This is a genomic window from Mesorhizobium newzealandense (assembly GCF_042682145.1).
GTDB classification, from domain to species: Bacteria; Pseudomonadota; Alphaproteobacteria; order Rhizobiales; family Rhizobiaceae; genus Mesorhizobium; species Mesorhizobium newzealandense.
Map to the genome: position 1 here is coordinate 57053 of NZ_JBHUGZ010000014.1, position 17320 is coordinate 74372.

At 64.2% G+C, this 17320-nt stretch carries 17 protein-coding genes; 5 read left to right on the top strand and 12 right to left on the bottom strand.

The window, feature by feature from the left end; all coding sequences use genetic code 11:
* Positions 1-60 precede the first annotated feature (60 nt).
* Both infC and ACFSOZ_RS20970 read left to right on the top strand, forming a co-directional pair.
* The gene (infC, locus tag ACFSOZ_RS20965; RefSeq protein ID WP_010912915.1) at positions 61-597 is read left to right on the top strand and encodes a translation initiation factor IF-3; all 537 of its coding nucleotides are present in this window, start codon (positions 61-63) and stop codon (positions 595-597) included.
* 140 nt (positions 598-737) lie between these two features.
* On the top strand, positions 738-1364 hold the full coding sequence (locus tag ACFSOZ_RS20970; RefSeq protein WP_379101129.1) for a methyltransferase family protein: 627 nt from the start codon (positions 738-740) through the stop codon (positions 1362-1364).
* A 303-nt stretch (positions 1365-1667) separates the two neighbouring features.
* Here the strand turns inward: ACFSOZ_RS20970 and ACFSOZ_RS20975 are convergent, their stop codons facing one another.
* The 3 genes from ACFSOZ_RS20975 to ACFSOZ_RS20985 all read right to left on the bottom strand — a co-directional run bounded on the left by ACFSOZ_RS20975 (position 1668) and on the right by ACFSOZ_RS20985 (position 3852).
* Complete coding sequence (locus ACFSOZ_RS20975) at positions 1668-2243, bottom strand: YceI family protein (protein WP_379101131.1); 576 nt, start codon at positions 2241-2243, stop codon at positions 1668-1670.
* Between the two features lie 72 nt (positions 2244-2315).
* A complete protein-coding gene (locus ACFSOZ_RS20980) occupies positions 2316-2888 on the bottom strand; it encodes a cytochrome b (protein ID WP_379101133.1) in 573 nt (190 codons plus the stop codon).
* A gap of 73 nt (positions 2889-2961) precedes the next feature.
* Positions 2962-3852 (bottom strand): LysR family transcriptional regulator, encoded by an 891-nt coding sequence (locus ACFSOZ_RS20985; RefSeq protein WP_379101135.1) that lies wholly within the window; start codon positions 3850-3852, stop codon positions 2962-2964.
* Positions 3853-3948: 96 nt separating this feature from the next.
* Here ACFSOZ_RS20985 and ACFSOZ_RS20990 point away from each other — a divergent pair, with 96 nt between their 5' ends.
* Positions 3949-4944 (top strand): aldo/keto reductase, encoded by a 996-nt coding sequence (locus ACFSOZ_RS20990; protein ID WP_379101137.1) that lies wholly within the window; start codon positions 3949-3951, stop codon positions 4942-4944.
* 165 nt (positions 4945-5109) lie between these two features.
* Here the strand turns inward: ACFSOZ_RS20990 and ACFSOZ_RS20995 are convergent, their stop codons facing one another.
* From ACFSOZ_RS20995 to rpmI, 6 genes are all read right to left on the bottom strand, one after another.
* The gene (locus ACFSOZ_RS20995; protein WP_379101138.1) at positions 5110-5712 is read right to left on the bottom strand and encodes a nucleotidyltransferase family protein; all 603 of its coding nucleotides are present in this window, start codon (positions 5710-5712) and stop codon (positions 5110-5112) included.
* 39 nt (positions 5713-5751) lie between these two features.
* Positions 5752-8160, bottom strand: coding sequence for a phenylalanine--tRNA ligase subunit beta (gene pheT / locus ACFSOZ_RS21000; protein ID WP_379101140.1), 2409 nt, complete (start codon positions 8158-8160; stop codon positions 5752-5754).
* Positions 8157-8579, bottom strand: a complete 423-nt coding sequence (locus ACFSOZ_RS21005) for a GFA family protein (RefSeq protein WP_379101142.1) — start codon at positions 8577-8579, stop codon at positions 8157-8159. Before ACFSOZ_RS21005 ends, pheT begins: the two co-directional genes overlap by 4 nt.
* Positions 8576-9673, bottom strand: coding sequence for a phenylalanine--tRNA ligase subunit alpha (pheS, locus tag ACFSOZ_RS21010; protein WP_379101144.1), 1098 nt, complete (start codon positions 9671-9673; stop codon positions 8576-8578). The genes ACFSOZ_RS21005 and pheS overlap by 4 nt, the downstream gene beginning before the upstream one ends.
* Before the next feature lie 144 nt (positions 9674-9817).
* Positions 9818-10219: a 50S ribosomal protein L20 gene (gene rplT / locus ACFSOZ_RS21015; protein ID WP_379101146.1), complete on the bottom strand. Its 402-nt coding sequence runs from the start codon at positions 10217-10219 to the stop codon at positions 9818-9820.
* A 37-nt stretch (positions 10220-10256) separates the two neighbouring features.
* Positions 10257-10460 (bottom strand): 50S ribosomal protein L35, encoded by a 204-nt coding sequence (gene rpmI / locus ACFSOZ_RS21020; RefSeq protein WP_006201248.1) that lies wholly within the window; start codon positions 10458-10460, stop codon positions 10257-10259.
* 263 nt (positions 10461-10723) lie between these two features.
* On the opposite strand from rpmI, the gene ACFSOZ_RS21025 reads away from it, so the two are divergent.
* Both ACFSOZ_RS21025 and ACFSOZ_RS21030 read left to right on the top strand, forming a co-directional pair.
* A complete protein-coding gene (locus tag ACFSOZ_RS21025; protein ID WP_379101148.1) occupies positions 10724-11710 on the top strand; it encodes a Gfo/Idh/MocA family protein in 987 nt (328 codons plus the stop codon).
* An 84-nt stretch (positions 11711-11794) separates the two neighbouring features.
* A complete protein-coding gene (locus ACFSOZ_RS21030; protein ID WP_379101150.1) occupies positions 11795-13453 on the top strand; it encodes an FAD-binding dehydrogenase in 1659 nt (552 codons plus the stop codon).
* Between the two features lie 31 nt (positions 13454-13484).
* Here ACFSOZ_RS21030 and ACFSOZ_RS21035 read toward each other — a convergent pair whose 3' ends face one another.
* The 3 genes from ACFSOZ_RS21035 to ACFSOZ_RS21045 are packed head-to-tail and all read right to left on the bottom strand — an operon-like array spanning position 13485 to position 17290.
* Positions 13485-14420: an alpha/beta hydrolase gene (locus ACFSOZ_RS21035; RefSeq protein ID WP_379101152.1), complete on the bottom strand. Its 936-nt coding sequence runs from the start codon at positions 14418-14420 to the stop codon at positions 13485-13487.
* A gap of 16 nt (positions 14421-14436) precedes the next feature.
* Positions 14437-15219, bottom strand: a complete 783-nt coding sequence (locus tag ACFSOZ_RS21040) for a carnitinyl-CoA dehydratase (RefSeq protein WP_379101154.1) — start codon at positions 15217-15219, stop codon at positions 14437-14439.
* A complete protein-coding gene (locus ACFSOZ_RS21045; RefSeq protein ID WP_379101156.1) occupies positions 15212-17290 on the bottom strand; it encodes an acetate--CoA ligase family protein in 2079 nt (692 codons plus the stop codon). The genes ACFSOZ_RS21040 and ACFSOZ_RS21045 overlap by 8 nt, the downstream gene beginning before the upstream one ends.
* Between the last annotated feature and the right edge of the window lie 30 nt (positions 17291-17320).

Consider the following 17320-nt stretch of genomic DNA (forward strand, 5'->3'; position numbering starts at 1 on the left):
GGCGCGTCCACGCATCAACACTGACAAACCCTGAACGAAACGGCCAAGGAGACCACGACCATTCGCAGACCTTTCAAAGCAGCGGCGCCGACCAAGGATGGCCCGCGCTCCAACCGTGACATCCGGGTTCCCCGGGTCCAGCTTATCGACGCCGAAGGCCAGAACCGCGGCGATGTTTCCATCAACGACGCATTGCTGCTCGCCGAAGAGGCTGGGCTCGATCTCGTCGAGATATCGCCCAATGCGGTGCCCCCCGTCGTCAAGATCCTCGATCTCGGCAAGCTGAAATACGCCAACCAGAAGAAGGCGGCCGAGGCGCGCAAGAACCAGAAGGTCATCGAGATCAAGGAGATCAAGATGCGCCCGAACATCGACAGCCATGACTACGAGACCAAGATGAAGGCGGTTCGCCGCTTCTTCGAGGAAGGCGACAAGGTCAAGTTGACGCTGCGTTTCCGTGGCCGCGAGATGGCGCATATGGAACTCGGCATGCAACTTCTGAACAAGGTGCGCGAGGAAGTGGCGACCATCGCCAAGGTCGAAGCGGAACCGAAGCTCGAAGGCCGCCAGATGATGATGGTGCTGGCGCCGCGCTAGATCACGATGACGTCAGGTCCGTCATCGCGCTCTAAATCCGCCTGAATTGTGCCACAGGGCGTCCCGGCGATCGGCGGGACGCCTGTTTCTTGGCCAAGCTGCGATCGCCGGCTAAGCTCTTCGACGATCGGATTCCTCCCTTGGACAAAGAACTGAAATACGGGCTGGGTCACTACCAGCGCACGCGCAGGATAGTGCTTGCCGTGCTCGTGGTGGTGCTGTTTGCAGCGCTGCTGTTCGGGCAATCGACCTTCCCGCCCGACACGCCGATGCATGAGTCGATCGAGATGTTCGGCGTGCTGCTGATTTTCCTGGGTATCTGCGGTCGCCTTTGGGCGACGCTCTACATCGGCGGGCGCAAATCTTCCGAGGTGGTGACAGGCGGGCCCTACTCGATCACCCGCAACCCGCTCTATGTGTTCTCGACCGTGGCCGCGGCCGGCGTCGGCGCACAGATCGGCTCGTTCTCCGGCATCCTTCTCTTCGCTGTTCTGTGCGCGGGCGCCTTCCACATCGTCATCCTGCGCGAGGAGAAATTCCTCAAGGAGGCGCTCGGCGCGCCGTATCAGGCCTATCTGGCGCGGGTGCCGCGCTTCTTCCCGAAGCTGTCGCTCTACCAGGAAGGCGACACAGGCAGCTTCAAGCCGCGCCTGCTGTTGACCACGCTGCTCGACGGCCTCGTGTTCCTCGTCGCGCTGCCGGCCTTCGAACTGATCGACGGCGCCCAGCAGTCGGGCATGTTGCCGGTATTGTTTACGCTCCCCTGATCGGGGACGGAGCCTTAGCATCCCAGGCGCATGACCCCGAAAATCGCGATCGATTTTCGGGAAGGATCCGCGCAGAAATCAAGTGCCACTGCGTCCTTTGCTCGTCGAGTGGTGGCCGGGCGAAGCCGGGACGGAGAGGGTTTCGTGGCGGGCTAGCATTGCTGCCAAAGGTGCCTGACAGGCTTTGTGTCGCGGCCCGTCTCGCGCCCTGTTCTTGCAGGCGCTCCTGGCTTCGCGGCCCCGGCTACGCCGGGGCACCTCTTCCCCGCTTTGCGGGGGGAGGAACCCAGGCCCTGCAACCGTTCAGCCCTTTTTACCGGTCAGCGTCATGTCGAAGTCGACGATGTTCGAATAGATCGGTGTGCCGACATCCATGCCGTAGCGTGACCTGAGCACCTTGCCGGTGACATGGAATTTTATGGTGCCGGCCTTGAGGCCGCCAAGCTCGGCGGAGAATTTTTCCGGAAACGTCTTGCCGCGCGCCGTCAGCCGGCCGCTGACGAGGGCCGTGGTGTCGCTGGTGCGGGTCACGCTGGTCGAGCGAAACTGGATTTCCGGACTGTTGGCGGCGTCGAACACGGCGTCGGAGCGCAGGAAGGCATCGATGCGGGCCTGGCCGGTGCCGACGCTTTCGGGGAAGATGGTGAAGTTGACCTGCGAGCGGGCGACATCGCTGTTGTCGATGCGGATCGAGCCGTTGAAGCGGACGAAGGCGCCATCAAGGCCGCCACCACCGACCTTGCCGATGGAAAAGCGGATGCTGGAGCTGGCCGGGCTGATCGCGTAGCTGCCGGCGGCATCGCTAAGTGCTATGGCCGCCGAGGCAGGCATGGCAAGGCAAGCGGCGACCGCCGCAAATCCGAGGATGCGCGTGTACATGGGGGTGTTCCTTGTTGGAGGCAGCGCATTTCCTGCGCGCCCTTCACCTCATGAACGAATGACCCGGTCGCTCTATTCCCGATCTAACGAAGGCGTGATCATGCGCGTGAGCACACCATCCCTGAGCTGGAAATGATGACGCAGCGCTGCCGCGACATGCAGCACGACCAGGGCGATGCCGGCATAGGCAAGATACCAGTGCGCTGACGCCCAGAAGCTTTCGGCCGCATCCGATTCAGCCAGCGGCAGGTTAGGCATGACGAAAAGATTGAACGGCATCGAGGGAATCTCCAGCATCGACACCGACACCAGCGCCCAGCCGGACAAAGGCAGGGCGAGCTGAAACGCATAGAGCGCAACGTGAGCGAGCGGCGCGGCCCGGCGCTCCAAGGTTCCGACCGAGCGCGGTAGCGCCGGAGCCGCATTGCCGAGGCGCCAGGCGACGCGCAGGATCACCAGCCCAAGCAGCAGAAAGCCGAAGGACTTGTGCAGCTGGATCAGTTCGAAGGCGGTGCGCTGGCTGGTGAGCCGCACCATGATGAAGCCGAGCCCGAACTGGCCGACGAAGATCAGTGCAATCAGCCAGTGAAGAATGATCGAGCCCCAGCCGTAGCGGGTCGTGCTGTTGGTGATTGTTGCCTGCATGGGAGGTGAACGAATACCAGGTCGGCTTTCTTCCAGCGCACTTTACCCTTCCCACAAGGGGGGTGGTCGCGCTTCATCCACTCACCTTGAAAAAGTCGACGAAGGCCCTGAGCGCCGGCCGCATCTGGCGCCGGCTGGGATAGTAGACGAAGAAGCCGTCGAAGGGCGGGCACCAGTCTTCCAGCACGCGCACAAGCCTGCCGTCGGCGATCGCCTCGCTGACATAGCCTTCGAACACAAAGGTCAGGCCGGCACCGTTGATCGCCGCTTCGACATTCAGGCGATCCTCGCCGACGATCAGCGGGCCTTCGACAGCGATCTCCAACTCCTCGCCATCCTTCTCGAACTCCCAGCGGTAAAGCACGCCGCTCGAGAAGCGGAAACGGACGCAGCGATGCCCTGCCAGGTCGCGTGGATGGAGCGGGCGCGGCATGGTCTCAAAATAGGAAAGGGCGGCAACAACGGCGCCACGGATCGACGGCCCGATCCTCACCGCGATCATGTCGCGCTGCAGGCTTTCGCCGAGCCGCACTCCGGCATCGAAGCCGCCCTCGACCACATCGGTGAAGCGATCCTCGACGACGATTTCCAGCACGATATCTGGAAACGCCTGGGCAAAAGCGCCGAGCCGTGGTGCCAGCGTGAGCTGGGCGGCAGTGCGCGGTACGGTCAGCCTCAGATTGCCGGCCGGCCGGTCGCGTGCCTCGATCGCCGTTTCCAGCGCCAGGTCGATCTCCGACAGGGCCGGCCGCAGGCGCTCCAGCAATTGCGCGCCTTCTTCGGTGGGCGCGACGCTGCGCGTGCTGCGCGACAGGAGGCGAACGCCAAGCCGCGCTTCGAGGCTGGAAACCGCATGACTGACCGCCGAAGGCGCGATGGCCAGTTCCCTGGCCGCGCCGCGAAAGCTGCCGCATTGGGCGACGGTCGCCAGCACCGCGAGTTGTGAAAGATGGGTTCGGTTCATTGATCTATTATTTAGAACAGGCCGTACGCAGAAGAGACGATTATCGAACATAAGGCAACGCGTTATCTCTGTCGCATCACAACAAGGAGACGCGTGATGCAAACCCGCAAGCTAGGAACTGAATTGAACGTCTATCCCGTCGGCCTCGGCTGCATGGGCATGAGCTTCGGCTATGGTGGCCAGGCGGAAGCCGACGCGATCGCCACCCTGCACCGCGCCGTCGACATCGGCGTCAATTTCTTCGACACGGCCGAAGTCTACGGCCCTTATGAGAACGAGATCCTGCTCGGCAAGGCGCTGAAGTCGGTGCGTCATCATCTGACCATCGCCACCAAGTTCGGCTTCAGGATCTTGGAGGAAGGCACCGGCACCGAGCGCATGGCCGGCGTCGACAGCCGCCCGGAGCACGTCAAGGCGGTCGCCGAGGCGTCGCTGAAGCGGCTGGGTACCGATGTCATCGACCTCTACTACCAGCACCGCGTCGACCCCAACGTGCCGATCGAGGACACGGTCGGCGCCATGGCCGAGCTGGTGCGCGAAGGCAAGGTGCGGGCGCTCGGCCTGTCGGAAGCGAGTGCGGCGACCATCCGCCGGGCGCATGCCGTGCATCCGATATCAGCCGTGCAGAGCGAATACTCGCTGTGGAGCCGCGATCCGGAAGACGAGGTGTTCGCGGTCTGCCGCGAGCTTGGCATCGGCTTTGTCCCCTACAGCCCACTCGGCCGCGGCCTTTTGACCGGCACCATCGCCAAACCCGAGGCTTTGAATGACGACGACTGGCGCCGCGGCCTGCCGCGCTTCCAGGCCGATGCCATGGCCGCCAATGCTGCAGTGATCGCCACGCTGGAGAAGATGGCGGCTGACAAGGGCGTCACCTCGGCGCAACTGGCGCTCGCCTGGGTGCTGCACCAGGGCGATTTCATCGTGCCGATCCCCGGCGCGCGGAAAATCCACCACCTCGAACAGAACACGGCGGCGGCCGGGATCGAACTGAGCGCGGCCGAGGTGCAAGCCATCGGCGATGCACTGTCGCCCGACAAGGTCACTGGCAAGCGCTACACCGAGGAGTTGCTGGCGCTGGTGAATGGGTGAGCCTTCACCCTCCCCCTTGTGGGGAGGGTCGGCTCGCTGTCGCAGCGAAGTGGAGACAGCGATACGGGGTGGGGCTAGCGCCCTACGAGAACCCCCACCCCGCTTCGCAAAAGCCGCCTTGCGGCCTTTGCTTCGCGACCCTCCCCACAAGGGGAGGGTGAACACTCACCACGGCACGACCGTAATCTCCGGCCAATTGGCCTTCGCACGCGCGCCCTTGGCCTCGTGCGTCTGCCGGTTGTCCATTGACCGGTTCGGGGTGATGCGAAACGAGAAGATGTCGTCGAGGCCAAACGGCGCCACGAGGTCAAGCTGCCCATCCGCATCGAAACGGACGCCGACCGCGTGGGTTTTGGAGGCGAAGTGGCGGACCGAGTCGCTGGAACTCGTATGGCGCGGGCACGGTTGTCCGAACTTCAGGGGATACCAGAGATGAACACGGGCCTGATTGCGCACCTCGACCGGTAGCGGCAGCCCGGCGAAGATCGGGGCGGCAGTGGCAATCACGCCATCCTCGGCTTCATAGGAGAGATCGCTCTCATCGAAATAGAACAGGTCGACATCCTTGATGCCGTAACCAGACGGTTTTCCGGTCAACCGGTTCCAGACGGTGTTGTAGAGCGCGCCGGAGACCAGCAGCCAGTCGGGTAAGGCAAGACGCCGCGCCCGAACCAGGGCGTCATTCAGCAACGCATCTGTCGACACGATGTCGAGAAACGCCGCGCGTTGCGCGTCGAACGGGAGCCCTGAATAGCGCAAATGGTCCATCACCCTTTGGAGGGCGATTCGCCACTTGCCCGCAATCCCTCAAGTCCTCAGCACGCCACCGGTCTGCTTGCCGACATTCTCGACGATGCGCTTGGCCAAGGCCTCGAAATCCTCGTCGGTCAGGGTCTTTTCGACCGGCTGGATCGACACTTCGATGGCGATCGACTTCTTGCCCTCGCCGAGCGATGCGCCTTCGAAGATATCGAAGACCGAAACGCCTGATATCAGCTTCTTGTCGGCGGCCAACGCGGCACGGATCAGCGTTCCGGCCTCGACCGTCCTGTCGACGACGAAGGCGAAATCGCGCTTCACCGCCTGGAAGGCGGAGAGTTCCAGCCTCGGCTTGGTTTTCGTCGGCTTGGCTTTCGGCTCCGGCACGGCATCGACGAACACCTCGAAGCCGCAGAGCGGTCCGGAGACATCGAGCCCTTCCAGCGTCTTCGGATGGAACTCGCCGAAGGTGCCGAGCACGGTTTTCGGGCCGAGCTTGATGGTGCCGGAACGGCCGGGATGATACCAGGCCGGACCGCCGGCCTCGACCTGCAATCGGTCGACCGGCGCACCGCAAGCTTCGAGTGCGGCGATCGCATCGGCCTTGGCGTCGAACACGCCCACGGCGCCTGAATTGCCGGCCCAATTGCGGCCCGAGCCGTCGAGTTTGGCCGTGCCGCGCCGCACGCCGGCGGCCACGCGCCGCTGCTGGTCGGCGCCGTCGCCCTCATAGGTGCCCGACACTTCGAACAGGGCGACGTCGCCGATGCCCCTGTCGGCATTGCGCTGGGTAGCGGCGATCAGCCCCGGCAGCAGCGACGGCCGCATGTCGGACATGTCGGCGGCGATCGGGTTGGCGAGCTTCAGCGCCGTCTGGCCGCCGCCGAACAGTTCGGCGTGCCTGGCCGGGATGAACGACCAGGTGACGGCCTCCATCATGCCACGCACGGCGAGCGCGCGCTTGGCCGTGCGGGTGCGGACCTGCAGCGTGGTGAGAATTTTTGCATTGACCGCGTCATGCGCACCGAGCGGCTGCGGCGCGATGTTATCGACGCCGTGGATGCGCATGACCTCCTCGACCAAGTCGGCCTTGCCATCCACATCGGGACGCCATGACGGAACCTTCACATCGACGACATCGCCCGAGCCCTGCGGCTCGAAGCCGAGGCGCGACAGGATGTCGAGGCTTTCCGCCCGTGGCACCTCGATGCCGGTCAGCCGCTTCACTTCCGAAAGCGGGAAGGAAACGATCTTCCCGATATGGCCGGCATAGCCAGCCACCTCGATTTCCGTCGGCGTGCCGCCGCAGAAATCGAGCACCAGCCTGGTCGCCAGTTCGACGCCGGGCACCATGAATTCGGGGTCCACGCCGCGCTCGAAACGGTAGCGTGCGTCGGTGATGATGCCGAGCGTGCGGCCGGTGCGGGCGGTGGTGATCGGATCCCAAAGGGCCGATTCGATCAGCACGTCTGACGTGTTCTCGTCGCAGCCCGAATGCTCGCCGCCCATGATGCCGGCAATCGACTCGACGCCGTCCTCGTCTGATATGACGCACATCTCCGGCGTCAGCGTGTATTCGCGGCCGTCGAGCGCCTGCACCTTTTCGCCATCGCGCGCCCGCCGCACGGTCAGATTGCCGGCAACCTTCCCGGCGTCGAACACATGCAGCGGCCGGCCGCGGTCGAAGGCGACGTAGTTGGTGATGTCGACCAGTGCGCTGATCGGCCGAAGCCCAATGGCGATCAGCCGCTGCTGCAGCCATTTCGGTGACGGGCCGTTCTTGACGCCGCGCACCAACCGCAGCGCAAAGCCGGGGCACAGTTCCGGCGCTTCGATCGTCACCTTGACCGGCGTCTCGCCGGTGCCGGAGATCGCTCCGATCGCAGCGCTCTTCAACTTGCCAAGCCCGCTCGCCGCCAGATCCCTGGCGATGCCGAAAACGCTAGTCGCGTCCGGCCGATTGGGCGTCAGGTTGATCTCGATGAGCGGATCGTCGAGATGCGCATAGCTGGCGAAGCTGGTGCCGACAGGTGCGTCGGCCGGCAGGTCGATGATGCCGTTGTGCTCGTCGGAAAGTTCCAGCTCGCGCTCGGAACACATCATGCCATGGCTTTCGACGCCTCTGATCTTGCCGACCGTCAGCGTCACGTCGATGCCGGGCACATAGGTGCCGGGCGCGGCAAAGGCGCCGATCAGGCCCGCGCGCGCGTTGGGTGCCCCGCACACCACTTGCACCGGCGCCTTGCCGTCGCCGGTGTCGACGGTGAGCACCCGCAGCCGGTCGGCATCAGGGTGCTGCACGGCGGTCAGCACCTTGGCGATGACGAACGGTTTGAGACTCGACTTGTCGTCGACATGCTCGACTTCGAGGCCGATCGAGGTCAGCCGCTCGACGATCTCGTTGAGCGAGGCGTCGGTCTCGAGGTGGTCCTTGAGCCAGGAGAGGGTGAATTTCATTGGACTGTTCCGTCTGGTCTTTTGACGCTTGTTTTCAGATGTCTCGGCAGATCGTCGGACATGTGCACGAAGGGAAGCTGCTCGCTCACATAGGCATGCAGGGTCGGCCTGAAATCGGCCGGCATGTCCATGGCGCCGAGCATGAAATAGATGTCGTCCTCCAGCCGCTCGTCGACATAGGCGATGGGCGAGCCGCAGACTCCGCAGAACGAGCGCGTCACCGGCCCGTTCTCGTACATCTTCAGCGCCTTGCCGGTGAACGCGACCTGATCGACCAGGAAGCCGACAAAGGCCGATACCGGCGCGCCGCTGGCCCGCCGGCAATCGCCGCAATGGCAATAGCTGACGTGGTGCGGTTCGGCCGAGGCCTCGAACCGCACGGCGCCGCAGCGGCAGCCGCCGGCGTGGGGCGCTGTCATGCGCTCAGGCCTCCGAACAGCGTCGGCATGTCGAGCGGCCTGAAACCGTAATGCGACAGCCAGCGGACGTCGGCGTCGAAGAAAGCGCGCAGGTCCGGCATGCCGTATTTCAGCATGGCGATGCGGTCGATGCCCATGCCCCAGGCAAAGCCCTGATATTCGTCGGGGTCGAGCCCGCCATGGCGCAGCACATTGGGATGCACCATGCCGCAGCCGAGGATCTCCATCCAGTCGGAGCCTTCGCCGAAGCGCACTTCGCCGGGCCTGGAGCGGTCGCACTGGATGTCGACCTCGAGGCTGGGTTCGGTGAACGGGAAGAAGGACGGCCGGAAGCGCATCTTGACCGAGGGCACTTCGAAGAAGGCCTTGCAGAATTCCTCAAGCACCCACTTCATGTTGGCGACATTGGCCGTCTTGTCGATCACCAGCCCCTCGACCTGGTGGAACATCGGCGAATGGGTGGCGTCCGAATCCTGCCGGTAGGTTTTTCCAGGAATGACGATCCGGATCGGCGGCTTCTTCGTCTCCATGGTACGGATCTGCACCGGCGACGTGTGGGTGCGCAAAAGCTTGCGCTCGCCCTTCTCGTCCGGCTGGAAGAAGAAGGTGTCGTGCATCTCGCGCGCTGGATGGCCTTCCGGGAAATTCAGCGCGGTGAAGTTGTAGTAATCGCTCTCGATATCCGGACCTTCGGCGATCGAGAAACCGAGGTCGCCGAAGATCGCCGCGATCTCGTCGATGACCTGGCTGATCGGATGGATGCGGCCGCGCTCGGCCGGCGACTGCCGCACCGGCAGCGTCACGTCGACCTTTTCGGCGGCCAGGCGGGCGGTGATCGACACGTCCTTCAGCTCGACCTTGCGGGCCGTCAGCGCCTCGGTGACCCGGTTCTTGAGGCCGTTGATAACAGGGCCCTTGAGCTGGCGCTCCTCGGCGGTCATGGCGCCAAGCGTTTTCAGCATCTCGGACACGGTGCCCTTCTTGCCGAAGGCAGCGATGCGCACGGCCTCGATGGCCGGTTCATCGGCGGCCGACGCGATGTCGGCAAGCAACGAGGCTTCCAGGGCTTCAAGATTTCCAGCAGTGGCGTTCACGGCGAAGCTCTCTCGATCGGGCGACCGACACCATTTGGGTTCGTCGTCACCATTTTGGTTACATCAGGCATAAGAAAACCCGCGCCAGCCGTGCCAGCGCGGGTTCCCCAAATCAGAATTTCGAATGCTTGGGAAGCGCTGGTCTTAGGCGACAGCGCTTTCAAAAGCGTTCGGCGTGGTGTTCTTCAGATATTCGAGCGCGACCTTGGCCTTGGCCACCAGTGCGGCGAAAGCCTGCGGCTCATGGATGGCCATGTCCGACAGGATCTTGCGATCGATCTCGATGCCCGACTTGTTGAGGCCGTCGATGAAGCGGCCATAGGTCAGGCCGTGCTCGTGCGTCGCGGCGTTGATGCGCTGGATCCACAGCGCGCGGAACGAGCGCTTGCGGTTCTTGCGGTCGCGATACGCGTACTGCATCGACTTTTCCACCGCCTGCTTGGCGATGCGGATGGTGTTCTTGCGGCGGCCGTAGAAGCCTTTCGCGGCTCTCAGGACCTTCTTGTGCTTGGCGTGCGAGGTGACGCCTCTCTTTACGCGTGCCATGTCATGATCTCCTTAAAACGTGTCCGGACCGAATGCCTTAGAGGCCGTTCGGCAGAAAATTCTTGATGACCTTCTTGCCATCCGGTTCAGCCAGAACCATCGTGCCGCGGGCATTTCGAATGAACTTGTTGGAACGCTTGATCATGCCGTGACGCTTGCCGGCCGCAGCCGACAGGACTTTACCCGTACCTGTGATCTTGAACCGCTTTTTGGCGGCGGATTTGGTCTTCATCTTGGGCATTTTGCTACTCCGTATTGTTGGCGCACTATCGCGCTTCTTGTTCGCTTCGGGCCGACCAAAGCCCGAAAAGCAAATGAAACCGCCACGGCATGCCCTGCCGGGCGGTTTTCTTGAACGGCGGTCCTATACGTCAAAGCAGACGGCTGTGCAACACCCACTGCGCGGCTCCACACTTCGTGGGGCGAGGAGACCTGGCACCCGCATTGGCTTTTCCGCCGATTTCGGGCAAACCTCGTCGCCTGTAATCGCGATGGAGAAGCCTGATGTTCCGATGGGGTGTGTTGTCGACGGCCAAGATCGGCCGCGAGCATTTGTTGCCGGCAATGGTCGAGGCGGAGAACGGCGTTCTGTCGGCGATCGCCAGCCGCGACCTGTCGAAGGCCAAGGCACTGGCCGAACGCTTCGGCGCGCGCCACGCCTTCGGCTCCTATGAGGACCTGCTCGCCTCCAGCGAGGTCGACGGCATCTACATCCCGCTGCCGACCTCGCAGCACGTCGAATGGACGGCCAAGGCGATCGAGGCCGGCAAGCATGTGCTGGTCGAAAAGCCGCTGGCGCTCGACGCCAAGGACATTCTCCCCCTGATCAAGCTGCGCGATGCCAAAAAAGTGCTGGTCTGCGAGGCCTTCATGGTCGTCTACCACCCGCAATGGATCAAGGTGCGCGACCTCATCGCCAGCGGCGCCATCGGCCGGCTGCGGCATGTGCAGGGCGCGTTCTCCTATTACAATGTCGACCCCAACAACATGCGCAACCAGCTCGATCTCGGCGGCGGCGCGCTGCCCGATATCGGCGTCTATCCGACTGTCTCGACGCGCTTTTCCACGGGCAAGGAGCCGCTGCGCGTGCAGGCGACGATCGAGCGCGACAAGAAATTCGGCACCGACATCTACTCCTCGATCCGCGCCGATTTCGGCGACTTCGAGCTGTCCTTCTACCTGTCGACGCAGATGGCGGCGCGCCAGGGGATGGTGTTCCATGGCGAGAAGGGTTTCATCGAAGTGTTCTCGCCCTTCAACGCCGGGCTCTACGACCATCACCGCGTCGAACTGCACAACCAGAACCACACCGACGCGCAAGTGTTCCGCTTCCCCGGCACGCAGCAATACCGTCTGGAGGTCGAGACCTTTGCGCGGGCGGCGCAGGGCGGCAAGGAACGCGTCTTCACGCTGGAGGAGTCCGTGCTCAACCAGAAGGTCATCGACGCCATCTTCCGCGCCGGCGGCAAGGACGGTTGGGAGGCCGTCTAGCCCTTTGTTTGACGCAATTCCGGACGGAAAGCCATTTCACACGTTTTCTGGAATTGATTCAGCCGGCTAATGGGGGAGTAAAAGATGGCTGAAGATGCGGACGTGATCATTGTCGGCGCCGGCCTTGCCGGGCTGGTTGCCGCCGCCGAGCTTGCCGAGGCCGGCAAGAAAATCATCATCGTCGACCAGGAGCCGGAACAGTCGCTGGGCGGTCAGGCGTTCTGGTCGTTCGGTGGCCTCTTCCTCGTCGATTCGCCCGAGCAGCGGCGGATGCGCATCCGCGATTCGCATGATCTGGCGCTCGAGGACTGGCTGGGCACCGCTGCTTTCGACCGCCCGGAGGATTTCTGGCCGCGTCGATGGGCCGAGGCCTATGTCGGATTTGCCGCCGGCGAGAAACGCTCCTGGCTCATGCAGCGCGGCCTGAAATTCTTTCCCGTCGTCGGTTGGGCCGAGCGCGGCGGCGGCAATGCCGTCGGCCACGGCAATTCGGTGCCGCGCTTCCACATCACCTGGGGCACCGGGCCCGGTGTGCTGGAACCCTTCGTCCAGCGCGTCCGCGAAGCCGAGAAAAGCGGGCTGATCCGCTTCAAATTCCGCCACCGCGTCAACGAATTGACCCGCTCGGGTGCCACCGTCAACGGCGTGCGCGGTAACATATTGCAGCCGAGCACGGTCGAGCGCGGCCAGAAGAGCTCGCGCGACATATCAGGCGATTTCGAGCTCAAGGCGCAAGCGGTGATCGTCGCCTCCGGCGGCATCGGCGCCAACCATCAACTTGTCCGGGAAAACTGGCCGCAGCGGCTGGGCGCGGCACCGAAGCGCATGATCACCGGCGTGCCCGACCATGTCGACGGCCGCATGCTGGCGATTACCGAAGCGGCTGGCGGCAACATTATCAACCGCGACCGCATGTGGCACTATGTCGAGGGCATCAAGAACTGGGCGCCGATCTGGACCGACCATGCAATCCGCATCCTGCCCGGCCCGTCATCGCTGTGGCTCGATGCCAGGGGCAGGCGCCTGCCGGTGCCGCTCTATCCCGGCTTCGACACGCTGGGCACGCTCAGCCACATCATGAGCACCGGCTTCGACTATTCCTGGTTCATCCTGACCAAAAAGATCATCCAGAAGGAGTTCGCCCTGTCGGGTTCCGAGCAGAACCCCGACCTGACCGGCAAGAGCTGGCGCCAGGTGCTTGGCCGCGCCACATCGGGCATTCCGGGTCCGGTGAAGGCGTTCATGGAGAAGGGTGAGGATTTTATCGTCGAGTCGGACCTGCTGACACTGGTCGCCCGCATGAACGCGCTGGCCGGCGGCGAGCCGCTGCTTGAACTTGCCCAGGTCGAGCGCGAGATCCGTGCCCGCGACCGGCAGCTCGACAATCCGTTCTCCAAGGACATGCAGATCACCGCGTTGCGCGGCGCCCGCGCCTATCTCGGCGACCGGCTGATCCGCACGGCAAAACCGCACAAGATGCTCGACCCTGCAAGTGGCCCGCTGATTGCGGTGCGCCTCAATATCCTGACCCGCAAGACGCTGGGCGGCCTGCAGACCGATCTCGACAGCCGCGTGCTGGGTGCCGACGGCCAGCCGGTCGCGGGGCTCTATGCCGTCGGCGAAGCCGCCGGCTTCGGTGGCGGCGGCGTGCATGGCTATGCGGCGCTCGAAGGCACGTTCCTCGGCGGCTGCATCTTTTCCGGCCGCAGCGCCGGCCGGGCGGCGGCCGCCTCGGTGCAATAAGGCTCGAACCGTCAGGCGATGAAATCGCTCGTCAGAGCCAGATACCCTGCCCAAGGGCGGATACCGCCTCAGTGATGCGGGTGAAGCTCGCGCGGGCGCGGCCGACCATGTGCCGGCCTCTCAGATAGCCATGCACCAGCCCAGCTTCCTCGAACCAATATGCCCATCCGCCCGCGGCGATGACGCGGTCGCGATAGGCTGCGCCATCGGACGACAGCGGGTCGCACTCGGCAGTGATCAGCACCGTCGGCGGCAGGTTGGAAAAGTCGCTGTCGGCAAGCGGGGCCAGTGTCGTGTCGCCGCTGCGATCCTGACCGCCGGTGCGGATGTACTTGTAGAATTCGAGATCGCGCATGGTCAGCATCGGTGCTTCGGCATGCCTAACATAAGATCCCTTCGAGCGGTCGCCGCCGAGGCCGGGATAGATCAGCATTTGGCCGATCGGTCTTTTCGCGTGGTGGCGCGTCGCATGGCTGACGGCAGCGGCAAGATTGCCCCCGGCGCTGTCGCCGCAAAGCACGATAGGGTGCGAGCGGGTGGTAGTGGCCCATTCGAAGGCGCTCATCACGTCGTCGAAAGCCGCCGGATGCAGGTGTTCCGGCGCCAGCCGGTAGTCGACCGAGACCACCTCAAAGCCGGTGCGTGCGCACAGCTCGGCGCAGACATCGTCGTGGCTGTCCAGCCCGCCGAGGATGAAACCGCCGCCATGGAAATAGAGCACCGTCGTCTCTGCCTGCGACGCGCTTCGGTAGATGCGGATCGGGATGTCGTGCGTGGGCGTTGCAATGGCGGAGGTTTCAACCGCAACGCCGTCGGGATAGCCGGCGAAGAACTCGCGGCACATGCGGTCATAGATCTCGCGCTGCTGTGCGATCGTGTAGTCGATCGTATCGGGCGGATAATAAGAATTGGTCCGATCGATGAACGCCCAGGTCTCGGCGTCGATGAGGGTTCTGTAGTCGGTCATGGGAGCCGGGCTGCCGCTACTTCCCCTTCCACACCGGGTCGCGCTTCTCGGCAAAGGCGCGAAAACCTTCCATATTGTCGTCGGAGCCGTAAAGGGCATCGACGGTCGGCAACTGGCGTCGCGTTACCTTGTTCATCGCGTCCTGGAAGGTGAGCGCTTCGGCCACCCGCGCCGTCTCCTTGATGGCGGCAAACACGAGCGGCGGGCCGCCGGCGAGCAGCCGGGCGATCTCCCAGACGCGGTCTTCGAGCTTCTCCTTGGGCAGCACTTCGTTGACCAGGCCCCAGCGATGCGCTTCCGCGACATCCATCCAGCGGCCGGTGAGCAAAAGGTCCATGGCAACATGATAGGGGATGCGCTTCGGCAGTTTGATCGTCGCCGCGTCTGCCAGGGTGCCGGCGCGGATTTCGGGCAGCGCGAAGGAGGAATGATCGGAGGCATAGATGAGGTCGCAAGACAACGCCAATTCGAAGCCACCGCCGACCGCCATGCCGTTGACGCAGGCGATGACCGGCTTGTTGAGGTCGCGCAGTTCCTGCAGGCCGGCGAAGCCACCGACGCCATAGTCGCCGTCGACCGCATCGCCGCCGGCAGCCGCCTTCAAATCCCAGCCGGCGCAGAAGAACTTGTCGCCGGCGGTCTTGACGATGGCGACGCGCAAGCCAGGATCGTCGCGGAAGGCCTTGAAGGTTTCGCCCATCAGCCGCGAGGTCTTCAGGTCGATGGCGTTGGCCTTGGGCCGGTCGAGCGTCACCTCGAGGATGGTGCCCTCGCGGCGGGTCGAAATGACGTCAGACATTCTTCTTGTCTCCCAGCACCAGCAGCGCGTCAGCGATCCAGGCGCCCTTGCCCTCGGTGCAGACGATCAGCGGGTTGATGTCGAGTTCCTCGATCTCGCCGGCATTCGTCTGCACGAAGGCGGCAATGCCCGAGATGGCGTCGATAGCCGCCGCGACATCGGCTTTCGGCCGGCCGCGATAGCCTTCGAGCAGCGGGAACAGTTTGAGGCCGCGCAACGCCGCCTCGATGTCGTCGCGGGTTGCCGGCAGCATCAGCGTGACGCTGTCGCGCAACAGCTCGACCAGCACGCCGCCGGTGCCCAGCGTCATCACCGCACCGAACATCGGATCGCGGGTGAAGCCGACGATCAGTTCGGCGACACCGTCGCGTACCATGCGCTCGACATAAAGGCCGGTGCCGAGCGGCAGCAGGTCATGCGCCGCCGTGCTGACGGATTCGGCGTCCTTGAGGTTGAGCCTGACAGCACCAACCTCGGATTTGTGAGTGACGCCCAGCGCCTTCAGCGCCACCGGAAAGCCGAGCGCCATCGACGAGATCACCGCCTCGACCGCGTTGGCGGCGCGTTCGCCCTTGGGCACCGGCAGGCCGGCCTTGATCAGCCGCGATTTTGCCTCGGCCTCGTCTGGCGTGATGTGGTCGCCGCCGGGCGCGCCGGAGGCGGACGTGTCGATCGGCTGCGCCTGCGGCTCGCGCCACGCCCAGCCAATGAAGGCAGCCGCCTGGGCTGCGTCCATGGCTTCGGAAATGCCAAACAGCGGCACCATGCCGCGCGCCATCAGCCCGGCAGTGTATTCCTCAGGCAGGTTTTCCGGCAGCGAGGAGACGATGGCGCCCTGCGCCTTGTTGGTATTCAGCGCCGATTCGAAGGCGCGCAGCGTCGCCCACCAGTCGGTGTCCGAGCAGCGGTCGGGGCGCGGGAAGTCGAGCACCAGCATGTTGAGGTCGAAGCCGCCCGACACCATGGCGGTGAAGGTGGCGGTCATCGCCGGCTCGTTGTTCCAGATGAAGGTGTGGTAGTCGAGCGGATTGGCCACCGCGACCAGCGGCCCGAGCGTCGATTTGACATGGGCGCGGTGCTTGCCGGTCAGTTCAGGGAAATTGACCCAGCGGCCCTCGGCGCTGTCGGCCATGACCGACGCCTCGCCGCCCGAGCAGCTCATCGACGACAGACGATAGCCGGGCAAGGGTCCGGTGACGTGCAGCAGCTTCAGCGCCTCGATGAAGGCGGGGATCGAATCGACGCGGGCGATGCCAAGCCGCCTCAGGAAGGCGCCCGACGCCGCGTCCGAGCCGGCCAGCGAGGCGGTGTGCGAGACCGTCGCCTGTCTGGCCTGTTCCGAGCGGCCGACCTTCATGGCGATGATCGGCTTCTTCAGCTCGCGGGCTCGCGCCGCCAATCGCTCGAAGCCGGCCACCGAATCGAAAGCCTCGATATGCAGGCCGAGCGACGTGACCCGCTCGTCCTCGATCAGGCCGAGCGCCATTTCGGACAGGCCGGTCTGCGCCTGGTTGCCGGCGGTCATCAGAAAGGCGATCGGCAGGCCGCGCTTCTGCATCGTCATGTTGATGGCGATGTTGGACGACTGGGTGATGATGGCGACGCCTTTGCCACCCTCGGCCAGCCTGATGCCGCCATGCTGGTCCGGCCACAGGAGCGCGCCGTCGGCATAGTTGATCAGGCCATAGCAGTTCGGCCCGATGATCGGCATCGAGCCGGCAGCAGCGACCAACTCAGCCTGCAGCCGCTCGCCATCGTCGTCATAGGCCTCGGTTTCGAGGAACCCCGCGGCAAAGCAGACGGCGCCACCGGCGCCACGCTCGGCCAGCGCCTTGATCACCTCGATGGTCAGGTGGCGGTTGACACCGACAAAGGTAGCGTCCGGCGCACCGGGCAGATCGGCCACTGAACGATAGGCCTTGCGGCCGGCGACCTCATCCTTGGTCGGGTGCACCGGCCAGATTTCGCCGGCAAAGCCCATCTTGATCGACTGCGCGACGACGGCCGCAGCCTGCGCACCGCCGAAGACAGCGATCGACTTCGGCCGCAGGAGACGTTCGAGTTTATGCATAATGGTCTTCTCGTTGGAGCATGGTCTCTA